Origin of the sequence: Aquincola agrisoli (genome assembly GCF_036621135.1) — a bacterium.
GTDB classification, from domain to species: Bacteria; Pseudomonadota; Gammaproteobacteria; order Burkholderiales; family Burkholderiaceae_C; genus Aquincola; species Aquincola agrisoli.
Genome location: NZ_JAZIBG010000028.1, coordinates 571826 through 597185 on the forward strand (window position 1 = coordinate 571826; position 25360 = coordinate 597185).

Sequence of the window (25360 nt, forward strand, 5' to 3'; positions counted from 1 at the left end):
CACGGGAAAACACCGGCCGCATCACCCCCCTCAAGCCTCCCGACAACGGGGATACTTTTTGGACATTGCAAACGGCGGCAGGCCACTGCCGCGGCGGATTGCAGCGCACGAAGGCAGTGACGAGATGCGACTCAAGATCAAGCCCAGGGAGGGCCAACGAACGATGGCGATGCCGCTGGCGACAGCCCGCGCCACACCGCCTGGGCAAGCACGCCGGGAACGTGCGGTGCACCACGCATTCGCCCCGCAGGCCTAGGCACCATGGCGCCCCGAGACGGCGTGGTGCAGGCCACCGAAGCACCCGAGAGCCCGCCGGTCGACATCCGCATGTACAAGCTGTTCCCGCCCCCGAGCTACGCAGGGGCGATCCAACGCAGCGGCATCGTCGCGCGTGTGCTGCGTGAGGGCTGCGAGCCGGTCGCCGTGCTGCAGGGGCCGGCGGGCAGCGGCAAGACGACCACCATGCAGCAGATCCTGCAGGCCTGCAGTGCCCGCGGCTGGCGCACCGCGTGGCTGAGCCTCGACGAGGCCGACAACGACCCGCAGCGCCTCGAGGCCCACATGGAGGCGGTGGCGGCCCGGCTCGAGCGCCGGCCCGCGGGCGGCAGGCCCGGCGGCGCCGGCACGGACGCGGGCCGCGACCTGTCGGACTGGCTGCTCGACCGCCTGTCGCGGCTGGGCGAGCCGGTCGCGGTGTTCCTCGACGAATTCCAGGCGCTGCGCAGCGAGACGGTGCTGCACTTCTTCCGCGCGTTGCTGCAGCACCTGCCCGCGCGGGTGCGGCTGTTCATCAGCTCGCGCACGCTGCCCGAGCTGGGGTTGGCCACGCTGCTGGTCAACCGCCAGGCCTTCGTGCTGCGCGCCGACGACCTGCGCTTCTCGTGCGACGAGGCGGCGCAGTTCTTCGCGGCCGACACCACGCTGGGCCTGCGGCGCGAGGAGGTCGAGGCCATCCACCAGCGCACCGAGGGCTGGCCCGCGGGGCTGCAGCTCTACCGCCTCGCGCTGGCCAACCCGGCGGTGCGCGATGCGCTCGACGGCCTCGACAGCGACGGCCCGCGCGAGCTGGCCGAATACCTCACCGACAACGTCGTCTCGCTGCAGCCGCCGCGCACGCAGGCGTTCCTGCTGCGCACATCGCTGCTGCGGCGGATGTGCGCGCCCCTGTGCGAGGCCGTCACCGGCTTCGGCGATGCGCGCCTGCTGCTCGCGCAGCTCGACGCCGCCGGCCTCTTCGTGCGGCCGCTCGACGCCGGCGGCCACTGGTTCAAGTACCACGGGCTCTTCGCCAGCTTCCTGGCGGCCGGCCTGCGGCGCACGTCGCCCGAGCAGGCGCAGGAAGTGCATGCGCAGGCGGCGCGCTGGTACGTGGCGCACGACCTGCACGAGGAGGCGGTGTTCCATGCGCTGCAGGCGCGCGACTGGGCGTTGGCCGGGCAGACGCTCAGCGCCTGGGCGTCGCGGCTGATCGCGAGCGCCGAGCTCGTCACCGTCGAGCGCTGGTACGAGGCCCTGCCCTTCGACTCCGTCGCGCTGCAGCCCGCGCTGGCGATCAAGGCGGCGTACGCGCTGACCTTCCTGCGCCGGCGCGACAAGCTGCGCCCGCTGGTGGGCGTGCTGGCGCAGCACCGCGGCCGCGGCGACGTGGGCACGACGACGCACCCCGACTTCGCGCTGGCCATGGCCGCGGTGTTCGAGGACGACCTGCACGGCGCCGTGCGCGCCGTCGACAAGCAGGAGATCTGGCACCGCGCCGACGGCGGCTTCCCGGCCTTCGAGCTGGGCGCGGCGGCCAACCTGCTGGCGTTCGGCAAGGTCGCCGCCGGCGACTTCGAATCCGCACGCAAGGTGCTGGCGATGGCCCGCACGCACAACCGGCGCGGCGGCGCCTCGTTCAGCGGCGGCTACACGGCGGCGGTGGGCGGCGCGAACCTGATGGCCGAGGGGCGGCTGCAGGAGGCGCTGGCCCACCTGCGCGCCGGCCTGTCGGAGCCGCAGGCGCGGCTGGACAAGTCCACCGCCGCCACGGCGCTGCCGGCCTGCATGCTCTGGGCGCTGTACGAGGCCAACGAGCTGGCGGAGATGGAGACGCTGGCCGCGGCCAGCCGCCAGGCGATCGCCGAATCGGCGATTCCCGACTTCATCGCCATCGCGCACATCGCCATCTCGCGCATGCACGAGGCGCGCGGGCGGCCCGAACAGGCCGCCGAGGCCGTCGAGCAGCTGGAGCGCATCGGCCACGACAGCCACTGGCCGCGGCTGGTCCGGCTCGCCGACTGGGAGCGCGTGCGGCGCGCCATCGCCACCGGCGAGCTGCAGCGTGCGCAGGCGATCGCCGAGCGCATCGGCCCTGCCGGCCAGGCCGTGCCGCCGGGCTGGGTGCTGCTGGCCGAGGACATCGAGGGCGACGGTTTCGGGCGCCTGCGGCTCGCGATCCACCGCGACGACCTGCTGGGCGCCTCGCGGCACTTCGCGGCGGAGTCTTCCCGGCAGCCGGGGCGCCTGCAGCGCCAGGTCAAGCTGCTGGTGCTGGACGCGCTGCTGCAGCGGCGCAAGGGCCTGCTGAACGCGGCGCACCGCAGCCTGCGCAAGGCGCTGGGGCTGGCGCGTCCGGGCGGGCTGGTGCGCAGCTTCCTCGACGAAGGCCCGGCGGTGGTGGAGATGCTGCAGCACGAACACCGGCAACTGCTCGCTGCGCCGGAAGATCCGGTGGCCGGCGACCACGACCGCGGCGCCCGCCGCTACGTGGAGGCGCTGCTGGCGGCCGCCGGCGCCGGCCTGCCGTGGCCGGCCGAACGCCCCGCGCCGCGGGCCGCGGCGCTGAGCCCGCTGTCGGAGCGGGAGCAGGAGATGCTGCTGTTCCTGTGCAACGGCGTGTCGAACAAGGAGATCGCGACGCGGCTCTTCGTCTCCGAGAACACCGTCAAGTTCCACCTGAAGAACATCTACGCGAAGCTGAGCGTCGGCAATCGCGCACAGGCGATCAACGCGGCGCGCGCGCTGCGCCTGGGCGCCTGAAGGCCGCGGGGGCGGGCCGTCAGCCCAGGCGCCGGTGCCCCAGCGCGGGCAGCTGCATGCGCACGGCGGCCATGCGCGCGCGGTCGAGTTCGGCCATCACGACGCCCTCGCCCTCCGCCTGCACCGCGACCACCTCTCCCCACGGGTTGACGACCATGCTGTGCCCCCAGGTGCGGCGGCCGTTCTCGTGCGTGCCGCCCTGCGCGGCCGCGATGACGTAGCACTGGTTTTCCACCGCCCGGGCGCGCAGCAGCAGCTCCCAGTGGGCCTGGCCGGTCGGGTAGGTGAAGGCGGCCGGCACGCTGATGAGGTCGCAGGGGCCTTCGCCTTCGGTGAAGGACATCGCGCGGTACAGCTCGGGAAAGCGCAGGTCGTAGCAGACCGACAGGCCGGTGCGCAGCGGCCCCTGCGCGGTCGGCAGGTCGACCGCCACCGGCAGGTCGCCGGCCTCCAGCACCGCGCCCTCGTCGTAGCGTTCCTTGCCGTTGTCGTAGCGGAAGAGGTGCAGCTTGTCGTAGCGGGCGAGCAGCGCGCCGTCGGGGCCGTACACGCAGCAGGTGTTGCGTGCGCGCGCGGGGTCGGCGGTCTTCATCGGCAGCGTGCCGCCGATGACGGTGAGGCCGTGCGTGCGGGCGGCCTCCGACAGGAAGCGCTGGATCGGCCCGTCGCCCGGGGTCTCGGCGTGGGCGAGCTTGTCGGTGTCGCGCCGGCCCATCAGGCAGAAGTACTCGGGCAGCGCCACCAGCGCCGCGCCGCCGCCCGCGGCCTCGGCGATGAGGCGCTGCGCGGCGGCGAGGTTGCGGTCGACATCGGGCGTGGACACCATCTGCAGCGCGGCGATCTTCATGGTCGGTTCTCCGGGGGACGGGACGGGAGGGGTGCGGAGGCGGGCCGGTCCATGTCGGGCAGCGGCGCATCCAGCGCCCGCGCTACGCGCTCGACCTTCGGATCGGCCCAGGTGCCCGAGATGTGGAACTCCCGGGTGCTCGCCGCCATCAGCGGCTTGCGCAGGAACATCTGCGCGACGAAGCTGCCCAGCCCCAGCGCCGGGTTGATCACCGCGTACGCCAGCGACGCGGTGCCGGCGTTCAGCTCGGGCACGACGATCACCCGCAGGTCCTGCGTCTCGTCCTCGATGTCGGCGCGGCCCTCCATCAGCACCGCGGCCTGCACGCCGCGCATGCGCAGGTTGTTGGTCTGCGCCTCGCCGTTGCGGATGGTGACGTCGCCGGTGACGTTGTCGAAGGCGAAGCCCTCGCCGAAGAGATCGCGGAAGTCCAGCGTCAGCCGCCGCGGCAGCGCCTGCAGGCTCAGCACGCCCAACAGCCGGCCCATGCCGGGGGCCACCTTCAGGAACTGCCCCGCATCCAGCGCGAGGTGCACGCGCCCGTCGAGCGAAGGCACGTGGAAGGCGAGCGGCGAGCCGTCCCAGGCGATCTGCCCGTTCATGCGGCCCTTGCCGCCGCGCAGCACCCGGCCCAGGCCCAGCCGCTCGGCGAACGCGCCGCTGTCCGACAGGTCGAGCTGGAAGTCCATCACCATGCGGCTGCGGCTGCGGCCGCCGCCGGTCCACTGGCCGGTGCCCGCCAGCCGCGCCTCGGGCACGGCCACCTCCAGCTTGGTCAGGCGCCAGTCGCGCGCGAGCCCGCTGCCGCGGTTGACGGCCTGCACCTCGACCCGGCCCAGGCGCTTGCCGGAGAGCTCGAAGTCGTCGACGACGATGTCCAGCGCCGGCACGCTGTTGGGCGAGCTGGCGAGGTAGGTCTCGACGGTCTGCGCCTCGCTGGGCGGCAGCGACAGCCGCTTCAGCCGCGCGTACAGCCGGCCGGCCGCGCCGCCGCCGCGCGGCGGCCGCCATTCGAGGTCGCCGTTCATCTCCGCGGCGTCGACGCTGGCGCGCCAGGTGCCGTCGTCCGCCTCGCTCACGCTCGCCGCCACCCGGGTGAGCGTTCGGCTGCTGGCTGCCAGCTCCTGCACCTGCAGCTTCAGCGTCGTCGGCCGGTAGCCGTCGGCGCCCCCGGGCGCGGCGGGGCCGGTGGGGGCGGCAGGGCTGCCGCCCAGGCGCTCGATCGCCCCCTGCCACGCATCGACGTCGAGGCTGGCCAACACCACCTGCGCCTGCACGCCCGCCGCCGGCTGCGGCGCCGGTGCGCGCACGCCGATGCCGCCCGACAGCACCCGCGGCACGGGGCCGGATAGGTCGCGCAGGTACTGCGCCTGCAGCACGCCGCCCAGGTCCAGCCGCAGCGTGTCGCGCAGCGGCGCGCCGGCGCCCGCCCCGCGCTGCAGGCGGGTCTCCAGGCGCAGCGGCATCGGCTGCTCGGCGGGCTTGCCCAGCGGAGCCGGCAGGTCGATGCCCAGGCCGGTGAGCGGGCTGCTCAGCGTGGCTTCGACCTGCCCGTCGACGAAGCCGAGCGACAGCCGGTAGGCCAGCTGGCCGCTCAAGGCCGAGGCCAGGCGCGCGGCGCCGCCCAGTTCGTCCGCGCGCCGCAGGGCCTCGGCCGTGACGGTGCCCTGGCCGTTGAAGCGCAGCGCGCCGTCGGGCTGCGTGCCACCGTCGAAGTTCATGTCGCCGCCCAGCACACGCGCAGCGGTGTTGACGAGCCGGACGCCGTCCTGCGTGAAGTCGACCCGGCCGCGTGCGGCGGCCAGCAGGGGCACGTCGGGGCGCAGCCGCACGTCGTTGCCGGCCAGCACGACGCTGCCCTTGACCTGCGTGCGGTCGACGTCGTCGAGCGGGATGCGCAGGTCCAGCTTCAGCTCGGCCGCGCCGGTGGCGGTGGACTGGGCGAAGCTGCCGCCCGACCACGCCTGCAGGGGCGATGCATGCACGTAGCGCAGCAGCTCCGCAGCCGGCCCGCGCACCAGGCCGTCGATGGCGAGCACCGGGTGCTCGAGGTCGGGGATCGCGCCGTTGACGCGCTGCAGCGCCGCGCCGTACACCTTGCCGCTGGCGTTGCGGATCGCCATCGACGCACGGTCGAACACCAGTTCGCCCGCCACCTGCTCGAAGGCCGGCCAGGCGGGCAGCGCGGAGTCGGCCGGGCTGGCCTCGAGGCTCGCCGGCACGTAGGCCAGTTTCACGCCCTCGACCTGGCCGGCGATGCGGAACTCGCCGGTGCGCGGGTCGGAGAACGGGAAATCCCACAGGTCGCCGCGCACCTTGAAGGTGGCGGACTTCACCTCCCCGGCCTGCACCGCCTCGGCCACGTAGTGCCGCGTGGCGGCCGGCACGCCCAGCGGCAGGTAGCGGGCCACGGCCGTGCCGCGCCCGCCGAGCAGCTTGCCGCTCATCTCCAGCCGGCCCGGGAAGCGGTGGCCGGTGCCGGACGGCACATCGGCCGGCCCCGGCCCGGTGCGCCAGGTGGCGGTCAGCTCGGCCTGCGCGTCGGCATTGGCGAAGGCCACGTCCTGGGCCTTCAGCGTCAGGGCGGGCGGCAGGCCGGGGGTCTTCGCCTCGTCGATGCGCCACTCCAGCCGCGCGGCGAAGCGGTCGAACGGCAGCTCGGGCTGCTCGAACACGCCCGGCAGCAGCAGCGCCCCCTGGTCGAGCGACAGCTTGGCGTGGCCGCCGCGTTCGCTGGCGTCGAGGTCGATGCTGGCATTGCGCCACCCCGGCTGGCCGACGCCGCCGGCCACCTGCGAAGGCAGGGAAGCGATCGACAGGCCGACCACGCGGGCCTGCACGCCGTAGCGCGCGGGTGCGTCGGCCGGGCCGTCCCACCGGGCCGAGAGCTGGTTGACGAGGCCCTCGGGCGCACGCTCCTGCAGCGTCTGGCGCAGCGCGGGCGCCAGCGGCAGGTGCGCGGCGATGCGCGCCATCAGCCCCAGGTCGAGCCGGTCGGCGCTGAGTTCGCCCCCCAGCACGTCGCCGTCGCCCTCGCGCACGGCCAGCGAGAAGTTGCCGCGCGGCCAGCGCAGGCCCTCGCCGGTGACGAAGCCGAACTGCTGGGCCGACACGCGCCAGCCCCGTGCGTCGCGCTCGCCCTGCAGCCGACCCTGCACCTGCGTCAGCGTCAGCGGCTCGGCCACGGTGTCGGGCAGGCGCACGGAGACCTCGCGCAGCCCGAGGTCGGCGGTGGCGCGGCGCACCTTGCCGGCCTCCACATCCGCCCACACGCGCAGCGCGCCGTCGCCGTCGTGCAGCTCGAACGGCAGGTCGACATGGCGGCCGAGCTGCGACACGTCCGCCCGCGGCAGGTCGGCGAAGACCGTGCCGTTCCAGCGCCGCCAGTCGCCCGGCCGGCCCAGCAGGCGCCGCTGCGTGAACTCGCCGCGCAGCGACAGGCGCTCGCCCCAGGCGGCCGGCGGCGTGGCGTCCAGGCGCATCGCATGGCGGTGCAGGCGGTTGCGCACGACGACGTCGACGTCGGTCAGCTCCAGCGGCTCGGTGCCGCGCCGTTCGTCGATCCAGCGCAGCGTGCCGTGGCGGATCACGAATTCATGCTGCTGGAAGAACCAGTCGGCGGCCGGACTGCCCTGGCCGGGGCGGCCGCCGGTCATCTCCAGGCCCGCGACGAACACGCGGTCCTGCGCATCGCGCCGCACTTCGAGCCGCGCGCCCTCGATCAGCAGCTGCTCGAACCGCAGCTGCAGCGCGAGCAGCGACCGGGCCGACACCGCCGCCGCGACGCGCGGCAGGCGCAACGCCTCGTGCTGCCGGGCGTCGTGCAGCACGACGTCGGTGAGCTCCAGCGCCGGCACCCAGCCGCCCGACCGCACATGGATGGCGCCGATCGTCACGGGCAGCCCGACGGCCGCGCTGACACGGGCTTCGATCTGCGGGCGCCATTCGCCGACGTGGGGCAGAATTCCCCAGTACAAAGTCAGCCAAGCGATGAGCAATAAGCTCCAGCCCGCGACGACAACGGCGGCCAGCCATCGCAGCAGCGTTCTCGCCCAACGCCAACGGCGCGGCACCAGGTCGGCAACGGCAGGAGCCACGAGGGACGGAGGCATCGAATGAACTTAAGCCAGGCAATCTAGCACAGGCATCCCGGCGCGCGCGCGGCACCGCACCCCGGCGAAACCGGCCGTTTCCTTCCATTCACGTTTGCAGACTTCGTCGAACAACATGCCCCTGCCCACGGCCGACCACAGCCGCTTCGTCCAGCGCATCCGCCGCCGCTACCCCGCCGAATGCGAACTGCTGCCGCCGGGCGTGCCGAGCCCCGGCAATCTCCGTGCCCTGGTCGAGCGGCTGCAGGCCGACGGCCGGCCGCTGGCCTCCGCGCTGCGGGTGGCGCGGCAGATCGTGCTGGAGCGCCTGGCGGTGCTCGACATCGAGCAGCAGGCCTCGCTCGACGACATCACCCACACGATGACCTCGCTCGCCGAGGTGACGCTGGAGATGGCGCTCGCCCAGGCGCGCGCCGACGAGGACGTGCGCCACGGCGCGCCCCGCACGGCCGACGGCCGCCCGGTGGAGCTGTGGATCGTCGGCATGGGCAAGCTCGGCGCGCGCGAGCTCAACGTCTCGTCGGACATCGACCTGGTCTACGTCTACGAGGAGGACGGCCAGACGACCGGGCCCGAGGTGATCAGCGCGCACGAGTACTTCGCCAAGGTGGTGCGGCGCATCCACGGCCTGATCGGCGACACCACCGACGACGGCTTCGTCTTCCGCGTCGACCTGATGCTGCGGCCCAACGGCAACTCGGGCCCCCCGGCCGTCAGCCTCGCGATGCTGGAGGAGTACTTCCTGGTGCAGGGGCGCGAATGGGAGCGCTTCGCCTGGCTGAAGAGCCGCGTCGTCGCGCCGCAGGCCGCGGTGGACAGCGGGCGGGCGCTGCAGCTGCGCGACCTCGTCACGCCCTTCGTCTACCGCCGCTACCTCGACTACGGCGTGTTCGAGGGCCTGCGCCAGCTGCACCGCAAGATCCGCGAGGAGGCGCAGCGCCGCGCCGCCGGCCGGCCGGAGCGCGCCAACGACGTGAAGCTGTCGCGCGGGGGCATCCGCGAGATCGAGTTCATCGTGCAGCTGCTGCTGGTGGTGCGCGGCGGGCAGTTCCCCGAGATCCGCACCCGTTCTACGCTGCGCGGGCTGCAGCGGCTGGTCTCGCGCGGCCTGATGAAGGCCGCCACCGCCGACCGGCTGGCGCAGGCCTACACCTTCCTGCGCCGGGTGGAGCACCGCATCCAGTTCCTCGACGACCAGCAGACGCACCTGTTGCCCACCGGCGACGGCGACCTGCGCTGGATCGCCGGCAGCCTCGGCCTGGCCGCGCAGGACAACGCCTGCGCGCTGCTGCACCACCTGGGCGAGACCCGCGAGTTCGTCGCCACCGAGTTCGACGCCCTGCTGCACGACGGCCAGGCCCCGAGCCCCGGCGCGGGCGGGCGCGGCGGCTGCCGCACCTGCGGCACCGGGCCGCTGCCGATCGACAGCGAGACCCTGCACGAGCTGCTGCCGCCCGAGCTGCGCGAGCGTGTGCAGCGCTGGGCCGAACACCCGCGCGTGCAGTCGCTGCGCGACGAGAGCAAGCTGCGCCTGGGCCGGCTGGTCCAGCGTGCCGCCAAGCGCGTGGCCGAAGAGAGCTGCACGATGAACGCGGCGCTGCGCTTCGTCGACTGGATCGAGCCGCTGCTGCGCCGCGAGAGCTACTTGGCCTTGCTCGTCGAACGCCCGGAGGTGCAGACCCGGCTGCTCCACCTGCTGGGGCTGGCGCGCTGGCCGATGCGCTACCTGATGCGCCATCCCGGCGTGATCGACGAGCTGGCCGACGCCCGGCTGCTGCACAGCCGCTTCGACCGCGAGGCCTTCACCGCCGAGCTGGAGGAACGCCACGCCGCCTGGGCGCGCTCGGGTGAGGCCTCCGAAGAAGCGCTGCTCGATACCCTGCGCCGCGCCCACCACGCCGAGGTGTTCCGCACGCTGGTGCGCGACGTGGAAGGCCACATCACCGTCGAGCAGGTGGCGGACGACCTCTCTGCGCTGGCCGATGCCACACTGGCCTGCGCGCAGCGCTGGGCCTGGCAGCACCTGAAGCAGCGCCACCGCGAGGAGCCGCGCTTCGCCGTCATCGCCTACGGCAAGCTCGGTGGCAAGGAGCTGGGCTACGGCAGCGACCTCGACGTGGTGTTCGTCTACGACGCCGAGGGCGACGAGGACCCGGACCGCTCCAGCGAGATCTACAGCGCCTTCGTGCGCAAGTTCATCACCTGGCTCACGCTGCGCACGGCCACCGGCGAGCTGTTCGAGATCGACACCGCGCTGCGGCCGAACGGCAACTCGGGGATGCTGGTCACCTCGATCGCCTCGTTCGAGAAGTACCAGGTCGGCCGCGGCAGCAACACCGCCTGGACCTGGGAACACCAGGCCATCACGCGCGCCCGCTGCTGCGCCGGCACGCCCGAGCTGGCCGAGCGCTTCGAGGCCATCCGCTGCGCGGTGCTGACCGCCCCGCGCGAGCCCGCGGCGCTGCGCGAGGAGATCCATGCGATGCGCGAGAAGGTGCGCGCGGCGCATCCGACCAAGCCGGGCTTCTTCGACGTGAAGCACAGCGCCGGCGGCATGATGGACGCCGAGTTCGCGGTGCAGTACCTGGTGCTCGCGCACTCGGCCGACCATCCCGAGCTGCGCCCCAACGTCGGCAACATCGCGCTGCTGCAGCGGGCCGAGTCGGCGGGGCTGCTGCCGCCCGGCACCGGCAACGCCGCGGCCGACGCCTACCGCGAGCTGCGCCGCGCGCAGCACCGCGCCCGCCTGGACGAGCAGCCCACGCAGTTCCCCCCCGACACCCTGGCCCGCGAACGGGATGCCGTGCTGGCCGTCTGGCGCGCGGTCTTCGGCTAGATGGCGCCCCCGCCCCGGCGCGGGTCGTGGGCGGCCCGCCCCGGTGCCGCCTGGGTGCTGCTGTGCGCGGCGCTGGCCCTGGGGGCGCTGGCCGGCGCGCTGCTGCCGGCCCCGGTGCTGGACTGGCGGCCCGCGCTGGCCGCCACCGAGCCCTGGCGCGCCTGGACGGCGGCGTTTGTCCACCTCAGCCCCCGGCACCTGGTCGCCAACCTGCTGGGCTGCGCCGCGGTGGCCGCGTTCGGCTGGATGGGCGGCGTGCCGCCGCGTGCGGCGCTGGCCTGGCTGCTGGCCTGGCCGCTCGGGCACGCCCTGCTCGCGCTGCAGCCGGCACTGGCGTTCTACGGCGGCCTGTCGGGCGTGCTGCACGGCGGCGCGGCCATCGCCGCGCTGTGCGTCGCGGCGGGTCCGACGCGGCGGGAGCGCATCGTCGGCGCGCTGGTATTCGCCGGCCTGCTCGCCAAGCTGGTGAACGAGAAGCCCTGGCTGGGCCCGGTGCGGCAGGTGCCGGGGTGGGACATCCCGATCGCGCCCATCGCCCATGCCACCGGCGCCGCCGCGGCCGTGGCCTGCCTGGCGGCGGTGGCCGCGGTGCAGGCGCTGCACCGCCGACGGCGCCACCACCCCCGCGAGGCCTTCCATGACTGACCGCCGCACGGCGCTCGACCCCGGCGCGATCGCGCTGCTGCTGACCTGCTGCGGGCTCTGGGGCCTGAACCAGGTCGCGACCAAGGTCGCGCTGGCGGACTTCCCGCCCTTCCTGCAGGCCGGGCTGCGCTCCGCCGTCGCGGCATTGCTGGTGCTGGGCTGGACGCGGCTGCGCGGCCTGCCGCTGTTCGGCCGGGACGGCTCGCTGGCCGGCGGGCTGCTGACGGGCCTGCTCTTCGCAGGCGAGTTCGGCCTGATCTTCTTCGGCCTGCAGTACACGACGGCCTCGCGCATGGTGGTCTTCATCTACCTCGCGCCCTTCGTCGTCGCGCTGGGCATGCCCTTCGTCTCCCCGGCCGAGCGCCTGTCGGCGCGGCAGTTCGGCGGGCTGGCCCTGGCGTTCGCCGGCGTGGCGGCCGCGTTCGCCGAAGGCTTCGCGCAGCCCAGCGCGGGCCCGCGCCAGTGGCTGGGCGATGCCTGCGGGGTCGGTGCCGCGGTGCTGTGGGGCGCGACCACGCTGGTCATCCGCGGCACGCCGCTCGCCAGCGCCGCACCCGAGAAGACCCTGCTGTACCAGCTCGGCGTCTCCGCGGTGCTGCTGGCGGGGGCCGCGGCGGTGGCCGGCGAGCGGTGGCCGCAGGCACCCTCGCTGCTGTCCTGGGGCGCGCTCGGCTTCCAGACGGTGGTCGTCACCTTCGCGAGCTACCTGATGTGGTTCTGGCTGGTGCGGCACTACCCGGCCACGCGCATCGCGTCGTTCACGCTGCTCACGCCGATCGCCGGCCTGCTGGCCGGGGCGCTGCTGCTGGACGAGCCGGTCACGCTGCGGCTGGTGCTCGCGCTGGGCACGGTGGTGGCCGGGCTGGTGCTCGTCAACCGGCGCTGAAGCCGCGCGGGGGCGCCTGGGTAGACTGCCCGGCCACGAGACCGGCCAGGAGACGACCCGATGATCACGCTGTGCGGCTTTCCGCTGTCGAACTACTACAACAAGGTGAAGCTCGCGCTGCTCGAGAAGGGCGTGGACTTCACCGAGGAACGCGTGGCGATCGGCGCCACCGACGAGGCGGTGCTGTCGTGCTCGCCGCTGGGCAAGATCCCCTTCCTGCGCACGGCGCACGGCGCGCTGTGCGAGAGCCAGCCGATGCTGGACTACATCGAGGCCGTGCACCCGGCGCCGGCGCTGCTGCCGGCCGATGCCTGGGGCCGGGCGAAGCAGCACGAGCTGATCACCTTTCTCGACCTGCACCTCGAGCTGGTGGCGCGCGAGCTGTATCCGCAGGCCTTCTTCGGCGGCAGCGTCAGCGAAGCCATCCAGGCCAGCGTGAGGAAGCGGCTGGACAAGCACCTCGCCGGCTTCCGCCGGCTCGCCTCGTTCACGCCCTACGTGGCCGGGCCCGACTTCACGATGGCCGACTGCGCGGCCTACGTGCACCTGCCGCTGGTCGGCCTCTCGACGCGGATCATCTACGGCGAGGACCTGGTGCTGGCGCACGGCATCGACTGGAAGGCCTACGCCAAGCGCGTCTCGGAGCGCCCGTCAGCCCAGCGCGTCGACGCCGACCGCAAGGGCGACCAGGCCGCCCGCCAGGCCGGTTGACCGCCGGCGGGTTGGCGTCAGGATCCCAGGGCCAGCAGTTGCCACACGGCGAAGCTGCCCAGCAGCAGCGCCGACATGCGGTTGACGCGCTGCTGCCAGCGCGCGTCGAAGCGCGAACGCAGCCGGGCGACCGCGCCGGCCAGCACGAACCACCACAGCGCCGAGCCGAGCAGCACCCCGCCCACCATCACCCACGGCGAGGCCGGCGCGGCACTGCGGCCGGCCAGCATGCCGAACACGGCGATGAACGACAGGATGGTGGACGGGTTGGACAGCGTCAGCAGGAAGGTGCCGCCCATCTGGCGCAGCAGGGCCCCGCCGCCCGGCGGCGCGCTGCCGCGCTGCGCCGGCGGCTGGCGCCAGGTCCGCCACGCGATGACCGACAGGAACAGCGCGCCAAAGGCATGCAGCCAAGCGCGCGCGCCGAGCAGCCAGTCGGTGACCATCACGACGCCGAAGGCGCCGATCGCGCCGTACACCGCATCCGCCAGCGCCGCGCCCAGGCCGGTGGCCAACCCCGACCGTGCGCCGTGCTGCAGCGTGCGCTGGATGGCGAGCACGCCGATCTGCCCGACCGGCGCGGCGATCGACAGGCCGATGAGCATCGATTGGGCGAACAGCGTGGCAGCGGGCGTCATGCCGTCTATTCTGTGAAGGCGCACCGACCGCATCCAGCCGGAATTTCAGGCCGGTGCGCCATTCGCTTTCGATATTTCAGGCCGATCGCCCCCATGACCGAATCCAACGCCGCCATGCGCCTCGACGACAAGGCCTGGCGCCTGCTGCAGGCGCTGCAGGCGGACGGCCGTGCGCCGCTCAAGGCGCTGGCCGCTGCGGCCGGGCTCTCGGTGCCCGCCACGGTGGACCGGCTGGAGCGCCTGCAGGCGGCAGGCGTGATCCGGTCGATCGGCGCCGAGCTGGCACCCGCGCGCGTCGGCTACGGCGTCCAGGCGGTGGTGGGCATCACCGCGCCGCAGCCCGGCAAGCAGCGGCTGCTCGACACGCTGCAGCAGTCGCCGGAGGTGCTCGAGTGCCACCACGTCGCGGGCGCCGACTCCTACCTGATGACGGTGGTCGCGCGCGACCTCGCCGACCTGGAGCGCTTCCTCGGCACGATCAACGGCTACGGCGAGACGCGCACGTCGATCGTGTTCTCCACGCCCATCCCGCGCCGCGGCCTGAAGCCTCCGGCGGGCTGAAGGGGCGCGCCCCGCGCCTCACTCGTCCTCCAGCTCGCCCGAGCTGACGAACAGGTCCCACGCCGCGATGAACAGCGCGGCGATCACCGGGCCGATCACGAAGCCGTTGATGCCGAAGATCGACATCCCGCCGAGCGTGGACACGAGCACGACGTAGTCGGGCATCTTGGTGTCCTTGCCGACGAGGATGGGGCGCAGGATGTTGTCGACGAGCCCGATCACGAAGACGCCGAAGGCGATCAGCACGACGGCCTGCCAGACCTGGCCGACCGCGAGGAAGTAGATCGCCACCGGCCCCCAGACCAGCCCCGCGCCCACGGCCGGCAGCAGCGACAGGAAGGCCATCAGCGTGCCCCACAGCAGCGCGCCCTGGATGCCGAGCACCCACAGGATGAAGCCGCCCAGCGCGCCCTGCGTGATGGCCACCACGACGTTGCCCTTGACGGTCGCGCGGATGACGGTGGCGAACTTGCCGAGCAGGCTGCGCTTGTGGCCCTCGCCCAGCGGAATGGCGCGCTGGATGTGCGCCGACAGCACGGCGCCGTCGCGCAGCAGGAAGAACAGCAGGTACATCATCACGCCGAAGGCCACGACGAACTGCAGCGTGTTGGAGCCGATGTTCACCACCTGGGTGGCGGCGTACTGGCTGATCTCGCCGGCCACCGAGGACAGGCGCTCCTGCAGCGCGTCGAAGTTGCCGAGGCCGAAGCGGTCGAGCAACTGCACCAGCCAGCCGGGCAGCGCATCGAACACCTGGCGCACATAGCTGCCGACGTTCCACTGCCCCGAACGCATGCGCTGGTAGACGAGCGCGGCCTCCTGCACCAGCGAGGTGGTGATGAGCACCATCGGCAGGATGACGATCAGCAGGCAGACCAGCAGCGTGGCCAGCGCCGCGAGGTTGCGGCGCTGGGGCATGCGCCGCAGCAGCCGGCGCTGCAGCGGCGAGAACAGCAGCGCGAGGATCGCGCCCCAGAACACCGCTCCGTAAAACGGCCAGAGGATCCAGCCGAACCCGAGCGTGACCAGGATCAGCAGCAACAGGAAAGTCTTGCGGTGCAGCGCGGGTGTGTTCATGTACGCAGGGCGGGCGCCCCGGGTGGTCGATCGGGCGCCCGCAGCATATCGCCCGGCCGGGCCGCTGCTGTCGGCGGCGGCCTCGCGCCCGCGTAGGCACGGCGTCGCTTCAGCCCTTCAGCGCGTCGTCGACCAGCTGCGGCAGCGCGGTGAGTTCGCGTACCACGCCGTCCGGCAGGCCGTCCCAGTCGGCGGATGGAAGGTCGACCTGGGCGGCGCCGAGCGCATCGGCACGCACCACCACGGCCAGCGGCGCCTGCGGCGCGGCGCCGCGCTCGGCCATCACCACCGGCGTGCCGCCCTCGGCAGAGGCAAAGACGATCAGCAGCGACTCGCCGGCGCCGCCGATGCGGCGCGGCGCGGCCACCTGCGCCAGCACCGACAGCCCGTGGCGCTGCGCGCTTGCCGAGAGGCGCTCCACCGTCTCGCGCAGGCCGTAGCGGCTGTCTCGCGCCTGGGCGCTGCGCTCGTCGTCGGGGGCATCGGGGCCGGCCATCGTCGCCACCAGCACCGCGGCGCAGCCCGTCATCCAGAAACGGAAGGGTTGCCTTTTCATCGTTGTTCTCCTGCGTCTGGCCGCAGTCTCGGGCGCCGACGTGAAAGCCCGGTGAAGCACGGGTAGCCAAGACGTATCAAGCCGTACGCGGCCGCCTGGCGCGGGCCGCTTGACAGGCCGCGGCGGGACGGCGAAGGTGCGCACGCCCGCCAGAGGCAGATACCGACCGGAGACACAGCGCATGCAACCGTTCCAGCGCGCCCACATCGACACCGTGGTCCAGCTCGCCGCCCTGGGCGCCGATGCCCCCGCCGCCCTGCGGCACGACGAGGTGATCCGCCGCTCGTGGCTGCGCTGCGTGCAGGAGCACGCGCTCGACCCGACGCGCATGCAGGAGGCGGTGATCCTGCCCTCGGGCCGCCTGCGCGAGCACCAGGACCAGCTCGAGGCCTTCCTCCACATCGCACGCCACGGGCTGGAGGCGCTCTACCAGCAGGTGGCCGGCATGGGCTACGTGGTGCTGCTGACCGACGCCCGCGGCGTCACGGTCGACTTCCTCGGCGACCTGCAGCACGGCGACCTGCGCCGCGCGGGCCTGTACCTCGGCGCCGACTGGAGCGAGCACCACGCCGGCACCTGCGGCGTGGGCACCTGCATCACCACCGGCGAGGCACTGACGGTGCACCTCGACGACCACTTCGACGCCACACACATCCCGCTCACCTGCACCACCGCGCCCATCCACGACGCCACCGGCCGGCTCACCGCGGTGCTTGACATCTCCGCGATGAGCGCCCCGCAGCCCAAGGGCAGCCAGCACCTGGCGCTGCAGATGGTGAAGCTCTACGCCACGCAGATCGAGAACGCCGACTTCCTGCACCGCTTCCGCGGCGAATGGATCCTGCGGCTGGCGCCGGCGCCGCAGTTCCTCGACGTGAACCCCGAGTACCTGCTGGCCGTCGACAGCGCGGGCCGCGTGATCGGCCACAACCGCCGCGCGCAGCGGCTGCTGGAAACCGACCTGCGGCGCCCGCTGCGGGGCCGCGGCTACGAGCAGGTGTTCGACGCGCCGTTCCACGAAATCGGCCGCTTCGTGCAGGCGCGGCCGGCCGACCAGCGGGCGGTGATGCTGGCCGATGGCCGCCAGCTGCTTTTCATGACCGCGACGCCCCCGCCGCCCCGCCCCGCCGCGCCCGCCATCCCCAAGGAAAGGCGCCTGCCCGCGCCGCTGGCCGCCCTGAGCGGCGGCGATGCGGCGCTGGACCGACAGATCGAACGCGCGGCGCGGCTCGTCAATTCGCCGATGAGCCTGCTCGTGACCGGCGAGACCGGCACCGGCAAGGAGTTCTTCGCGAAGGCGCTGCACGCCAGCAGCGAGCGCCGCTCGCGCCCCTTCATCGCGGTGAACTGCGCCGCCATCCCCGAGACGCTGATCGAGAGCGAACTCTTCGGCCACCTGCCGGGCAGCTTCTCGGGCGCCGGGCCGCGCGCCAAGCGCGGGCTCATCCAGGAAGCCGACGGCGGCACGCTGTTCCTCGACGAGATCGGCGACATGCCGCGCCCGCTGCAGGCGCGGCTGCTGCGCGTGCTGGCCGAACGCGAGGTGCTGCCCCTCGGCGCGACGCGTGCGGTGCCGGTGAACCTGCGCGTGATCGCCGCGACCCACTGCGACCTGGAGGCGCTGGTGCGCGAGGGCCGCTTCCGCGACGACCTCTACTACCGCCTGAATGGCGCGCGCTTCCACCTGCCGCCGCTGCGCGAACGCGGCGACATCGGCTGGGTGATCGACACGCTGCTGGGCGGCGACGAGGGCCCGGCCGAGATGAGCGCCGACGCGCGCGGCTGCCTGCTGGCGCACCGCTGGCCGGGCAACCTGCGGGAGCTGCGCAACGTGCTGGACTATGCGCGGGCGGTGCGCAGCACCGGCGCCATCCAGCGGGCGGATTTGCCGGAGCTGCGGGTGCACGCCATGGCGCCGCCCCGGGATGGCGCCGGGCCTGCTGCAGCGCGCCATGCGCCGACACCCGACCCTGCCCGACCCCGCCAGCCGGTGGCCGCCAGCGAAGCCGCCGCAGCCGCCGAGTTGCAGCAACGCCTGCGCGCTGCGCACTGGAACGTCAGCGCCGTCGCGCGCGACCTGGGCTTGTCGCGCATGACGATGTACCGGCGGATGAAACGGTGGGGCATCGTGTCGCCGAACTCGATGGACGGCAGCAGCCATTGACGGCCGCGCGTCGCCATACAAACCAAAGCCTGTCTTCTTTGTTTACAACTCATAAGCTGTATTCACGGAAAACAAACTAGAATGCGTATGCTGGACCAACAAACGTTGGTTTGTTGACCCGCGCTACAGCAGGAGGTTTGTATGAGCGAGTTCGCCGTCCGCACCTCGGAGCAGTTGCCGACGCTGTTGCAGGCATTCCGCAAGGCTTCGGGCATGACGCAGGCCGAGGTCGCGCTGCGCCTGGGCGTCACGCAGCAGACCCTGTCCGCGCTGGAGCGCAACGCCGACCGGGTGAACGCCGGGCGCCTGCTGCAGTTGCTCGGCATCCTGGACGTGGAGATGGTGTTGCGCAACGCGGGCGATGGCCCCGCTGCCGCCTCCACCGGCGAAGCCGGCGCCGAACCGGCCTGGTGAACGCGTGGGCCGGCGTTCGCACACCCGCTCGCTGGGTCTCTGGATGAACGGTGCCTTCGTCGGCACCTGGAGCCTCGCGCCGCAGTCGGGCGACACCCTGCAGTACGCGCCTGAATGGCAGAACGCGCCGCAGGGCCGGCCCCTGTCGCTGTCGCTGCCCTTCATGCCCGGCAACGCGCCGCACCGGGGCGCCCGGGTGCGGGCCTGGTTCGAGAACCTGCTACCCGACAGCCAGCAGATCCGCGAGCGCGTGGCGCGCCGCTACCAGGCCACCACCGACGCGTTCGACCTGCTGGCCCAGATCGGCCGCGACTGCGTGGGCGCGCTGCAGGTCCTGCCCGACGGCGCCGCGCCGCCCGACGTGCAGGCCGTCGACGCCACGCCGCTCACCGATGCGGAGGTGGCGCAGGCGCTGCGCGGCACGACGGCCGCCGCCCCGCTGGGCCTGGGGGCCGACGAAGGCGACTTCCGCATCTCCATCGCCGGCGCGCAGGAGAAGACGGCGCTGCTGAAGATGGACGGCCGCTGGTACGTGCCGCACGGCGCCACGCCCACCACCCACATCCTCAAGCTGCCGCTGGGCCTGGTGGGCGGCCTGAGGTTCGACATGAGCGACTCGGTGGAGAACGAGTGGCTGTGTGCGCAGGTCCTGAAGGCCTTCGGCCTGCCCGTGGCCGCCTGCGAGCCGGTGCAGTTCGAGGACATGAAGGCCCTCGCCGTCGAACGATTCGACCGCGCTTGGTGGACCGGCCCCGCCGGCGAACGCCGCCTGATCCGCCTGCCGCAGGAAGACCTGTGCCAGGCCCGCGGCGTGCCGCCCGCCGCCAAGTACGAGGCCGACGGCGGCCCGGGCATCGACGGCATCATGGACGTGCTCGACGGCGCCATGAGCCGAGACGACGACCGGCGCACCTTCTTCCAGGCCCAAGTGATCTTCTGGATGCTGTGCGCCACCGACGGCCACGCGAAGAACTTCAGCCTCTTCCTGCGGCCCGGCGGCCGCTACCAGCTCACGCCGCTGTACGACGTGCTCTCGGCGTACCCGGTGCTCGGCGAAGGGCCGGGCAGGCTGTCGCCCTTCAAGGCCCGGATGGCGATGGCCGTGCGCGCGAAGAACGCCCACTGGAAGATGCGCGAGATCCAGCGGCGGCACTGGCTGGCGGTGGGCGAGCGGCATGGCGTGGTGACGGCCGACGGGCGTGGGGCGGCGTTCGTGCTGGATGAGTTGGTGGCGCGGACGGCCGAAACGGCGGCGTCGGTGCGGGCGAGCCTGCCCGAAGGGTTTCCCACGGCGCTGGCCGACAGCGTGCTGGATGGCTTGCACGCCGCGGCGGAAAAACTCGCCGACTGAACGCAGTCCGGCGGGCCGAAGCCGTGCACACCTGTCACACCCTGCCGCTGTGACACCTGCCTCAGCGTGACACCCGCAGCACCGGCGATCGATCTGACCCTACACCCGCAAACCCAGCAACGGCGCGCCCTGGCGCTCGATTCGCCCCTTCGCACGCCGCATGGCACGGCGCTTGATCTCCCCCAGCCCAGACCGGCACCCGCCGGCTTTCATCGGCCCACCACGGAGACAAGCCCATGACCGATACCACCCTCTCGCAGACCACCCCGTCCGCGCAGGCCAGCCACTGGCTCGCCGCGTTCGAGCGGGCCCTGGCCGCCCGTGACATCGACGCCGCGCTCGCGCTGTTCGACGACGAGTGCTACTGGCGCGACCTCGTCGCCTTCACCTGGAACCTGAAGACCCAGGAAGGCCGCGACGCCATCCGCACGATGCTGCAGGCGCGGCTGGCCGACGTGGCGCCTTCCCAGTGGCAGCTCGAGGGCGAGGCCACCGAAGCCGGCGGCGTCGTTGAGGCCTGGTTCACGTTCGAGACGCGCGTGGCCCGCGGCCGCGGGCTGCTCAGGCTGAAGCAGGGCCGCGCATGGACGCTGCTCACCACCATGACGGAGCTGAAAGGCTTCGAGGAGAAGAAGGGCGAACGCCGCATCGCCGGCACCGAGCACCGTGCCCAGGCCGGCGGCCGGCAGAGCTGGCTCGAGCGCAAGCAGGCGCGCGAAGCATCGCTGGGCTACGAGGAGCAGCCGTACGTGGTGATCATCGGCGGTGGCCAGGGCGGCATCGGCCTCGCGTCGCGGCTGCGGCGGCTGGACGTGCCGACCATCGTCATCGAGAAGAACGCCCGCGCGGGCGACTCCTGGCGCAACCGCTACAAGTCGCTGTGCCTGCACGACCCGGTCTGGTACGACCACCTGCCCTACATGCCCTTCCCCGACGACTGGCCCGTGTTCGCGCCGAAGGACAAGGTGGGGGACTGGCTGGAGATGTACACGAAGGTGATGGAGCTCAACTACTGGAGCTCGACCGTCGCGAAGAAGGCGCGCTTCGACGAGGCCACGCAGACCTGGGAGGTGCAGGTCGAACGCGAGGGCCAGCCGGTGACGCTGCGGCCGAAGCAGCTCGTGTTCGCGCTGGGCGTGTCGGGCTACGCCAACGTGCCGAAGGTGCCGGGCGCCGAGACCTTCGAAGGCGTGCAGCACCACTCCAGCAAGCACCCGGGCGGCGAGGCCTACAAGGGCAAGCGGTGCGTGGTGCTGGGCTCCAACAACTCGGCGCACGACATCTGCGCCGACCTGTGGGAACACGGCGCCGACGTGACGATGATCCAGCGCTCGTCCACCCACATCGCGCCGTCGGCCTCGCTGATGGAGCTGGCGCTGGGCGGGCTGTATTCGGAGCAGGCGCTGAAGAACGGCATCACCACCGACAAGGCCGACCTGATCTTCGCCTCGGTGCCGTACAAGATCATGCACACCTTCCACATCCCGGTGTACGAGGAGATGAAGAAGCGCGACGCCGACCTGTACGCGCGGCTGGAGAAGGCCGGCTTCCTGCTCGACTTCGGCGAGGACGGCTCGGGCCTCTTCATGAAGTACCTGCGCCGCGGCTCGGGCTACTACATCGACGTGGGCGCTTCCGAGCTGGTGGCCGACGGCCGCATCAAGCTCAAGAGCGGCGTCAACATCGAGCGCGTCAACCCGAAATCGGTGACGCTGACCGACGGCACCGAGCTGCCGGCCGACCTGCTCGTCTATGCCACCGGCTACGGCTCGATGAACAACTGGCTGGCCGACCTGGTGTCCCCCGAGGTGGCCGATGCGGTGGGCAAGTGCTGGGGCCTGGGCTCCGCGACCACGAAGGATCCGGGCCCCTGGGAGGGCGAGCTGCGCAACATGTGGAAGCCCACCGCGCAGCCGCAGATGTGGTTCCACGGCGGCAACCTGCACCAGTCGCGGCACTACTCACAGTACCTGGCGCTGCAGCTGAAGGCGCGGCAGGAAGGGCTGGACACGCCGGTGTTCGGGCGGGAGGCGCCCCACCACAGGCGCTGAGGCCGGCCCGGGGCAGACCTCATCGGCAGCCCGCGCTGCCGCAATGCGTGAGCGCGGCTTCGGGCAGCGTGCCGGCCACGTGGCCGGTGGCGGGATCGAAGCCGACCTCGGCCATGTGCACCGCCAGCCCCGCATCCATCATGCGGGCATGCTGCGGGAACCACTGGCCGAGCTCGCGCACGATCTCGCCCAGCGCCGACCAGTCGCCGTGTTCGCGCAGCACGCGGACCCCTTCACGCATCACCCGCAGCACCGATTCGTGCTGCCGCGTGTGGCAATTGCCGGGCGCGAAGCCGGTGGCCAGCATCCAGCGGTCCTCCTGCGCGAAGTGTTCGGCAGTGTGCTCGACCAGCCGCTCGTAGGCGGCCAGCGCCCTGGCCTGTTCGCCGTCCACCAGCGCCGTGCGCACCTGCGCCAGCAGGTCGACGAACTCCTCGTGCGTCGCGTCCATCTGCGGCTGGTGCAGGCGCAGCGATTCGGTCCAGGCCAGTGCGGTCATCGGGGGCTCGAGCGTTGTCGAAGAAGGCCCCAGCCTATCGGCGCCCGACGCGGGGCGCTTTGCGCCAAGGCAAACCCAGTGCACGCCGTGTCAGGCCGCCAGGTGCTCCGTCGCCCGGGCCAGGTCGGCCGCCCACGCCGCGAAGGCGTCTTCCAGCTCGGCATCGCCGCGCAGCAGCGCCGCCGGGTGCAGCGTGACGAGCACCGGCAGGCCGTCGAAGCGCGGCAGCCACTGGCCGCGCGCCTCGGTCACGGCCACCGGGCGGCCCAGCAGCGCGCGGGCCGCGGTTGCGCCCAACGCCACCAGCGCGGCAGGCCTGACCAGCGCGATCTCGTGCTCCAGCCAGGGACCGCAGGCGGCCGCCTCGCGCTGCCCGGCCGTCTTGTGCATGCGGCGCTTGCCCCTCGGCTCGAACTTGAAGTGCTTGACGGCATTCGTGAGGTACAGCGCCTGGCGCGGCCAGCCCAGCTGCGCCAGCGCCCTGTCCAGCAATTGGCCCGCGGGGCCGACGAAGGGCCGGCCCTGCAGGTCCTCCTGGTCACCTGGCTGCTCGCCCACCAGCATCAGCCGCGCACCCGGCGCCCCTTCCCCGGCCACGGCCTGCGTGGCGTGCTGGCCGATCGGGCAGGCGCGGCAGCGCGACAGCGCCTGGCCCAGCTCGGCCAGCGTCGCCGGCGCGGCCGCGGCATCGGTGACCGGCGGCGGCGGCTCGATGCGCAGCGCAAGGGAAGCCAAAGGACGCCGGCGCACGGGCTCGGTGCCGCCCTGCGCCACCATGCGTGCGCCACGCTCGGCCGCCCGCGCGGCCAGCGGCTGGATCAGCGCGGCCTCGGGCAGGTTCTTCCAGTAGCGGCGCGGCATCTCCTTGCGCATCATCGTCAGCTTCAGCCGCGCGGGGTTGAAGATGCTTTCGTAGTAGGTGAGCCAGAGCTGCTCGGCGGCATCGGGGCCGGGGGCCTCGTCTCGACGCGCGCCGGGGCCGAAGGCGAGGCGGCGGCCGTCCCAGCGCGCGCTGGCTTCGGGCGTGAGGATGGCCCAGGGCATCTGCGCGAAGCGCCGCGCGAAGAACGGCGCCGTCGCGCGCAGGGTGTGATGCACCGGCTCGAACCACGCCACGTGCGTGATGCGCCAGTCATCGTCGGTGGGCGCGGGCAGCGGCCGGAAGCGGACGAAGGCGGTCATCTTGTGCATGTCGCGCCGCACCGCGCGGGCCATGCGTTGCACCTGCATCCAGTCGGCGTCGAGCGGATCGGCGCGCAGGCCGGGCTCGTGCAGCAGCCGCCAGGCAAGGCGGTACAGCAGCGCGTGGCGGCCGGGGTCGGCGTGCAGCGCGGCATGCTGGCAGAGCTCGACGAAGGCGGCGGGCAGCTTCAACGCCGGGCCGTTCGCCGCGTCGAGGCGCATCGCCTCGGCAGCATCGGCGGCGCTCCCGGCGGCCGGGATGAACAGATCGGCCGCCTGCGGCTCCAGCCACTGCACGCCCTCGGGCGGCACCTGCTGCAGCAGCAGGCGGCGAGCCGCATCTCGGAAGGCCCCGGCATCGTCGAGGCTGGCGAGCCGGACGACCTGCGCCGCGGCGGCCGGCGCGGCCGGCTCAAACAGCGAGCGCGGGTTCATCGAAGAGCGACGTCTGCACGGCGGGCCCCGCCACGGCCGCCGCAACGGGGGCCCGCTGCGGCCGCACCCGCGCCGCCAAGTCCGCCGCATCCAGCCCCTGCCCCGCGCGCAGCCCCGGCACCTTCACGAACGGCGTCACCTTCTTCAGCGGCACACGCAGCCGCGCCAGGTCGTCGGCATGCAGCGTGCGCACCCGCCGCGCCTGCAGCAGCTTGTCGACCGACGACACGCCCAGTCCCGGCACGCGCAGCAGCAGCTCGCGCGGCGCGCGGTTCAGGTCGACCGGGAAGCGCTCGCGGTGCGCCAGCGCCCAGGCGAGCTTGGGGTCGACCTCGAGCGACAGCATGCCGTCGCCCGCGCTGACGATCTCGTCGTGCGCGAAGCCGTAGTAGCGCATCAGCCAGTCGGCCTGGTAGAGGCGATGCTCACGCACCAGCGGCGGCGCGGTGGGCGGCAGCTGCGGCGAGGCATCGGCGATCGGGCTGAAGGCCGAGTAGTACACGCGCTTCAGCCGGTACGAGCCATACAGGGTCGCGCTGGTGGTGAGGATGTGGCGGTCGGTGCCGGCATCGGCGCCGACGATCATCTGCGTGCTCTGCCCCGCGGGCGCGAACACCGGCGCCGCGGCGCGCCGGGGCCGGGCGGCCGGCATCGAGGCCACGGGCTTGGGCGCCGCCGCCTCGCGGGCGTCGTCGATGTGCAGGCGCAGCCGCGCCATCGAGCGGCGGATGGCCTGGCCGTCCTTCTCGGGCGCCAGCGCCTGCAGGCCTTCGGTCGTCGGCAGCTCGACGTTGATGCTCAGCCGGTCGGCGTAGCGGCCGGCGCGCGCGAGCAGCTCGGCGTTGGCCTCGGGGATGGTCTTCAGGTGGATGTAGCCGCGGAAATCGTGCTCCTCGCGCAGGCGGCGCGCCACCTCCACCACCCGCTCCATCGTGTAGTCGGGGCTGCGGATGATGCCGGAGCTGAGGAACAGCCCTTCGATGCAGTTGCGGCGGTAGAAGTCGAGGGTGAGCTGCACCACTTCGTCGACGCTGAAGCGCGCGCGCGGCACGTTGCTGCTGACGCGGTTGATGCAGTAGAGGCAGTCGAACAGGCAGTAGTTGGTCAGCAGGATCTTCAGCAGCGAGATGCACCGCCCGTCGGGTGCATAGCTGTGGCAGATGCCAGCGCCCTCGGTCGAGCCGATGCCGCGCCCGCCGACCGAGTCCCGCTTCGTGGTGCCGCTGGAGGCGCACGAGGCGTCGTACTTGGCGGCATCGGCCAGGATGGCGAGCTTGCGTTGGAGTTCCATGGACGGCGGCTTAAATAGCTGTATGAATATACAGCCATGAGCGCCGTGCAGCGAGCGGTGTTACGCCTGGCTGCGCCTGGGCGCCG

General features: G+C 72.9%; 18 protein-coding genes. 10 read left to right on the forward strand and 8 right to left on the reverse strand.

Going from position 1 to position 25360, the window contains the following annotated elements; genetic code table 11:
- Window positions 1-261 precede the first annotated feature (261 nt).
- Window positions 262-3018 (forward strand): winged helix-turn-helix domain-containing protein, encoded by a 2757-nt coding sequence (locus V4F39_RS14390; RefSeq protein WP_332290216.1) that lies wholly within the window; start codon window positions 262-264, stop codon window positions 3016-3018.
- Between the two features lie 19 nt (window positions 3019-3037).
- Here the strand turns inward: V4F39_RS14390 and V4F39_RS14395 are convergent, their stop codons facing one another.
- Entirely contained in the window at window positions 3038-3865 is an 828-nt protein-coding gene (locus tag V4F39_RS14395; RefSeq protein ID WP_332290218.1) for a carbon-nitrogen hydrolase family protein, read from the reverse strand.
- Window positions 3862-7977, reverse strand: a complete 4116-nt coding sequence (locus tag V4F39_RS14400; protein WP_332290219.1) for a YhdP family protein — start codon at window positions 7975-7977, stop codon at window positions 3862-3864. The genes V4F39_RS14395 and V4F39_RS14400 overlap by 4 nt, the downstream gene beginning before the upstream one ends.
- 115 nt (window positions 7978-8092) lie before the next feature.
- Between V4F39_RS14400 and glnE the strand changes: the two genes are divergently transcribed.
- From glnE to V4F39_RS14420, 4 genes are read left to right on the forward strand one after another with little or no spacing between them, the layout of a single operon-like run.
- The gene (glnE, locus tag V4F39_RS14405; protein ID WP_332290221.1) at window positions 8093-10813 is read left to right on the forward strand and encodes a bifunctional [glutamate--ammonia ligase]-adenylyl-L-tyrosine phosphorylase/[glutamate--ammonia-ligase] adenylyltransferase; all 2721 of its coding nucleotides are present in this window, start codon (window positions 8093-8095) and stop codon (window positions 10811-10813) included.
- Window positions 10814-11458 carry a rhombosortase gene (rrtA, locus tag V4F39_RS14410; RefSeq protein ID WP_332290223.1) on the forward strand — a complete coding sequence of 215 codons (645 nt, stop codon included), beginning with the start codon at window positions 10814-10816 and terminating at the stop codon, window positions 11456-11458.
- Window positions 11451-12344 carry a DMT family transporter gene (locus V4F39_RS14415; protein ID WP_332290224.1) on the forward strand — a complete coding sequence of 298 codons (894 nt, stop codon included), beginning with the start codon at window positions 11451-11453 and terminating at the stop codon, window positions 12342-12344. The genes rrtA and V4F39_RS14415 overlap by 8 nt, the downstream gene beginning before the upstream one ends.
- Window positions 12345-12404: 60 nt before the next feature.
- Window positions 12405-13055, forward strand: a complete 651-nt coding sequence (locus V4F39_RS14420) for a glutathione S-transferase family protein (protein WP_332290225.1) — start codon at window positions 12405-12407, stop codon at window positions 13053-13055.
- A 17-nt stretch (window positions 13056-13072) separates the two neighbouring features.
- Here the strand turns inward: V4F39_RS14420 and V4F39_RS14425 are convergent, their stop codons facing one another.
- Window positions 13073-13693 (reverse strand): LysE/ArgO family amino acid transporter, encoded by a 621-nt coding sequence (locus V4F39_RS14425; RefSeq protein ID WP_332290226.1) that lies wholly within the window; start codon window positions 13691-13693, stop codon window positions 13073-13075.
- 93 nt (window positions 13694-13786) lie between these two features.
- Here V4F39_RS14425 and V4F39_RS14430 point away from each other — a divergent pair, with 93 nt between their 5' ends.
- Entirely contained in the window at window positions 13787-14254 is a 468-nt protein-coding gene (locus V4F39_RS14430) for an Lrp/AsnC family transcriptional regulator (RefSeq protein ID WP_332290227.1), read from the forward strand.
- Between the two features lie 18 nt (window positions 14255-14272).
- Here the strand turns inward: V4F39_RS14430 and V4F39_RS14435 are convergent, their stop codons facing one another.
- Both V4F39_RS14435 and V4F39_RS14440 read right to left on the reverse strand, forming a co-directional pair.
- The gene (locus V4F39_RS14435) at window positions 14273-15331 is read right to left on the reverse strand and encodes an AI-2E family transporter (RefSeq protein WP_332290228.1); all 1059 of its coding nucleotides are present in this window, start codon (window positions 15329-15331) and stop codon (window positions 14273-14275) included.
- 109 nt (window positions 15332-15440) lie between these two features.
- Window positions 15441-15887, reverse strand: coding sequence for a DUF302 domain-containing protein (locus V4F39_RS14440; RefSeq protein ID WP_332290230.1), 447 nt, complete (start codon window positions 15885-15887; stop codon window positions 15441-15443).
- Window positions 15888-16068: 181 nt separating this feature from the next.
- Between V4F39_RS14440 and V4F39_RS14445 the strand changes: the two genes are divergently transcribed.
- From V4F39_RS14445 to V4F39_RS14460, 4 genes are all read left to right on the forward strand, one after another.
- Window positions 16069-18051 (forward strand): sigma-54-dependent Fis family transcriptional regulator, encoded by a 1983-nt coding sequence (locus V4F39_RS14445; RefSeq protein ID WP_332290231.1) that lies wholly within the window; start codon window positions 16069-16071, stop codon window positions 18049-18051.
- Window positions 18052-18192: 141 nt separating this feature from the next.
- A complete protein-coding gene (locus V4F39_RS14450; protein ID WP_332290232.1) occupies window positions 18193-18465 on the forward strand; it encodes a helix-turn-helix domain-containing protein in 273 nt (90 codons plus the stop codon).
- 43 nt (window positions 18466-18508) lie between these two features.
- Window positions 18509-19816, forward strand: coding sequence for a type II toxin-antitoxin system HipA family toxin (locus V4F39_RS14455; protein WP_332290233.1), 1308 nt, complete (start codon window positions 18509-18511; stop codon window positions 19814-19816).
- Window positions 19817-20052: 236 nt separating this feature from the next.
- Window positions 20053-21867 (forward strand): NAD(P)/FAD-dependent oxidoreductase, encoded by a 1815-nt coding sequence (locus tag V4F39_RS14460; protein ID WP_332290234.1) that lies wholly within the window; start codon window positions 20053-20055, stop codon window positions 21865-21867.
- A 19-nt stretch (window positions 21868-21886) separates the two neighbouring features.
- Here V4F39_RS14460 and V4F39_RS14465 read toward each other — a convergent pair whose 3' ends face one another.
- The 3 genes from V4F39_RS14465 to V4F39_RS14475 form a co-directional block, all read right to left on the reverse strand.
- Window positions 21887-22366: a hemerythrin domain-containing protein gene (locus tag V4F39_RS14465; protein WP_332290235.1), complete on the reverse strand. Its 480-nt coding sequence runs from the start codon at window positions 22364-22366 to the stop codon at window positions 21887-21889.
- 90 nt (window positions 22367-22456) lie between these two features.
- A complete protein-coding gene (locus V4F39_RS14470; protein ID WP_332290236.1) occupies window positions 22457-23983 on the reverse strand; it encodes a UdgX family uracil-DNA binding protein in 1527 nt (508 codons plus the stop codon).
- Window positions 23961-25274: a putative DNA modification/repair radical SAM protein gene (locus tag V4F39_RS14475; protein ID WP_332290237.1), complete on the reverse strand. Its 1314-nt coding sequence runs from the start codon at window positions 25272-25274 to the stop codon at window positions 23961-23963. The genes V4F39_RS14470 and V4F39_RS14475 overlap by 23 nt, the downstream gene beginning before the upstream one ends.
- Window positions 25275-25360: the final 86 nt, after the last annotated feature.

Bases quoted from the DNA above. Each gene is read 5' to 3' on its own strand.
- V4F39_RS14390 (WP_332290216.1), top strand. From the start codon at position 262: ATGGCGCCCCGAGACGGCGTGGTGCAGGCCACCGAAGCACCCGAGAGC.
- V4F39_RS14395 (WP_332290218.1), bottom strand. From the start codon at position 3,865: ATGAAGATCGCCGCGCTGCAGATGGTGTCCACGCCCGATGTCGACCGC.
- V4F39_RS14400 (WP_332290219.1), bottom strand. From the start codon at position 7,977: ATGCCTCCGTCCCTCGTGGCTCCTGCCGTTGCCGACCTGGTGCCGCGC.
- glnE (WP_332290221.1), top strand. From the start codon at position 8,093: ATGCCCCTGCCCACGGCCGACCACAGCCGCTTCGTCCAGCGCATCCGC.
- rrtA (WP_332290223.1), top strand. From the start codon at position 10,814: ATGGCGCCCCCGCCCCGGCGCGGGTCGTGGGCGGCCCGCCCCGGTGCC.
- V4F39_RS14415 (WP_332290224.1), top strand. From the start codon at position 11,451: ATGACTGACCGCCGCACGGCGCTCGACCCCGGCGCGATCGCGCTGCTG.
- V4F39_RS14420 (WP_332290225.1), top strand. From the start codon at position 12,405: ATGATCACGCTGTGCGGCTTTCCGCTGTCGAACTACTACAACAAGGTG.
- V4F39_RS14425 (WP_332290226.1), bottom strand. From the start codon at position 13,693: ATGACGCCCGCTGCCACGCTGTTCGCCCAATCGATGCTCATCGGCCTG.
- V4F39_RS14430 (WP_332290227.1), top strand. From the start codon at position 13,787: ATGACCGAATCCAACGCCGCCATGCGCCTCGACGACAAGGCCTGGCGC.
- V4F39_RS14435 (WP_332290228.1), bottom strand. From the start codon at position 15,331: ATGAACACACCCGCGCTGCACCGCAAGACTTTCCTGTTGCTGCTGATC.
- V4F39_RS14440 (WP_332290230.1), bottom strand. From the start codon at position 15,887: ATGAAAAGGCAACCCTTCCGTTTCTGGATGACGGGCTGCGCCGCGGTG.
- V4F39_RS14445 (WP_332290231.1), top strand. From the start codon at position 16,069: ATGCAACCGTTCCAGCGCGCCCACATCGACACCGTGGTCCAGCTCGCC.
- V4F39_RS14450 (WP_332290232.1), top strand. From the start codon at position 18,193: ATGAGCGAGTTCGCCGTCCGCACCTCGGAGCAGTTGCCGACGCTGTTG.
- V4F39_RS14455 (WP_332290233.1), top strand. From the start codon at position 18,509: ATGAACGGTGCCTTCGTCGGCACCTGGAGCCTCGCGCCGCAGTCGGGC.
- V4F39_RS14460 (WP_332290234.1), top strand. From the start codon at position 20,053: ATGACCGATACCACCCTCTCGCAGACCACCCCGTCCGCGCAGGCCAGC.
- V4F39_RS14465 (WP_332290235.1), bottom strand. From the start codon at position 22,366: ATGACCGCACTGGCCTGGACCGAATCGCTGCGCCTGCACCAGCCGCAG.
- V4F39_RS14470 (WP_332290236.1), bottom strand. From the start codon at position 23,983: ATGAACCCGCGCTCGCTGTTTGAGCCGGCCGCGCCGGCCGCCGCGGCG.
- V4F39_RS14475 (WP_332290237.1), bottom strand. From the start codon at position 25,274: ATGGAACTCCAACGCAAGCTCGCCATCCTGGCCGATGCCGCCAAGTAC.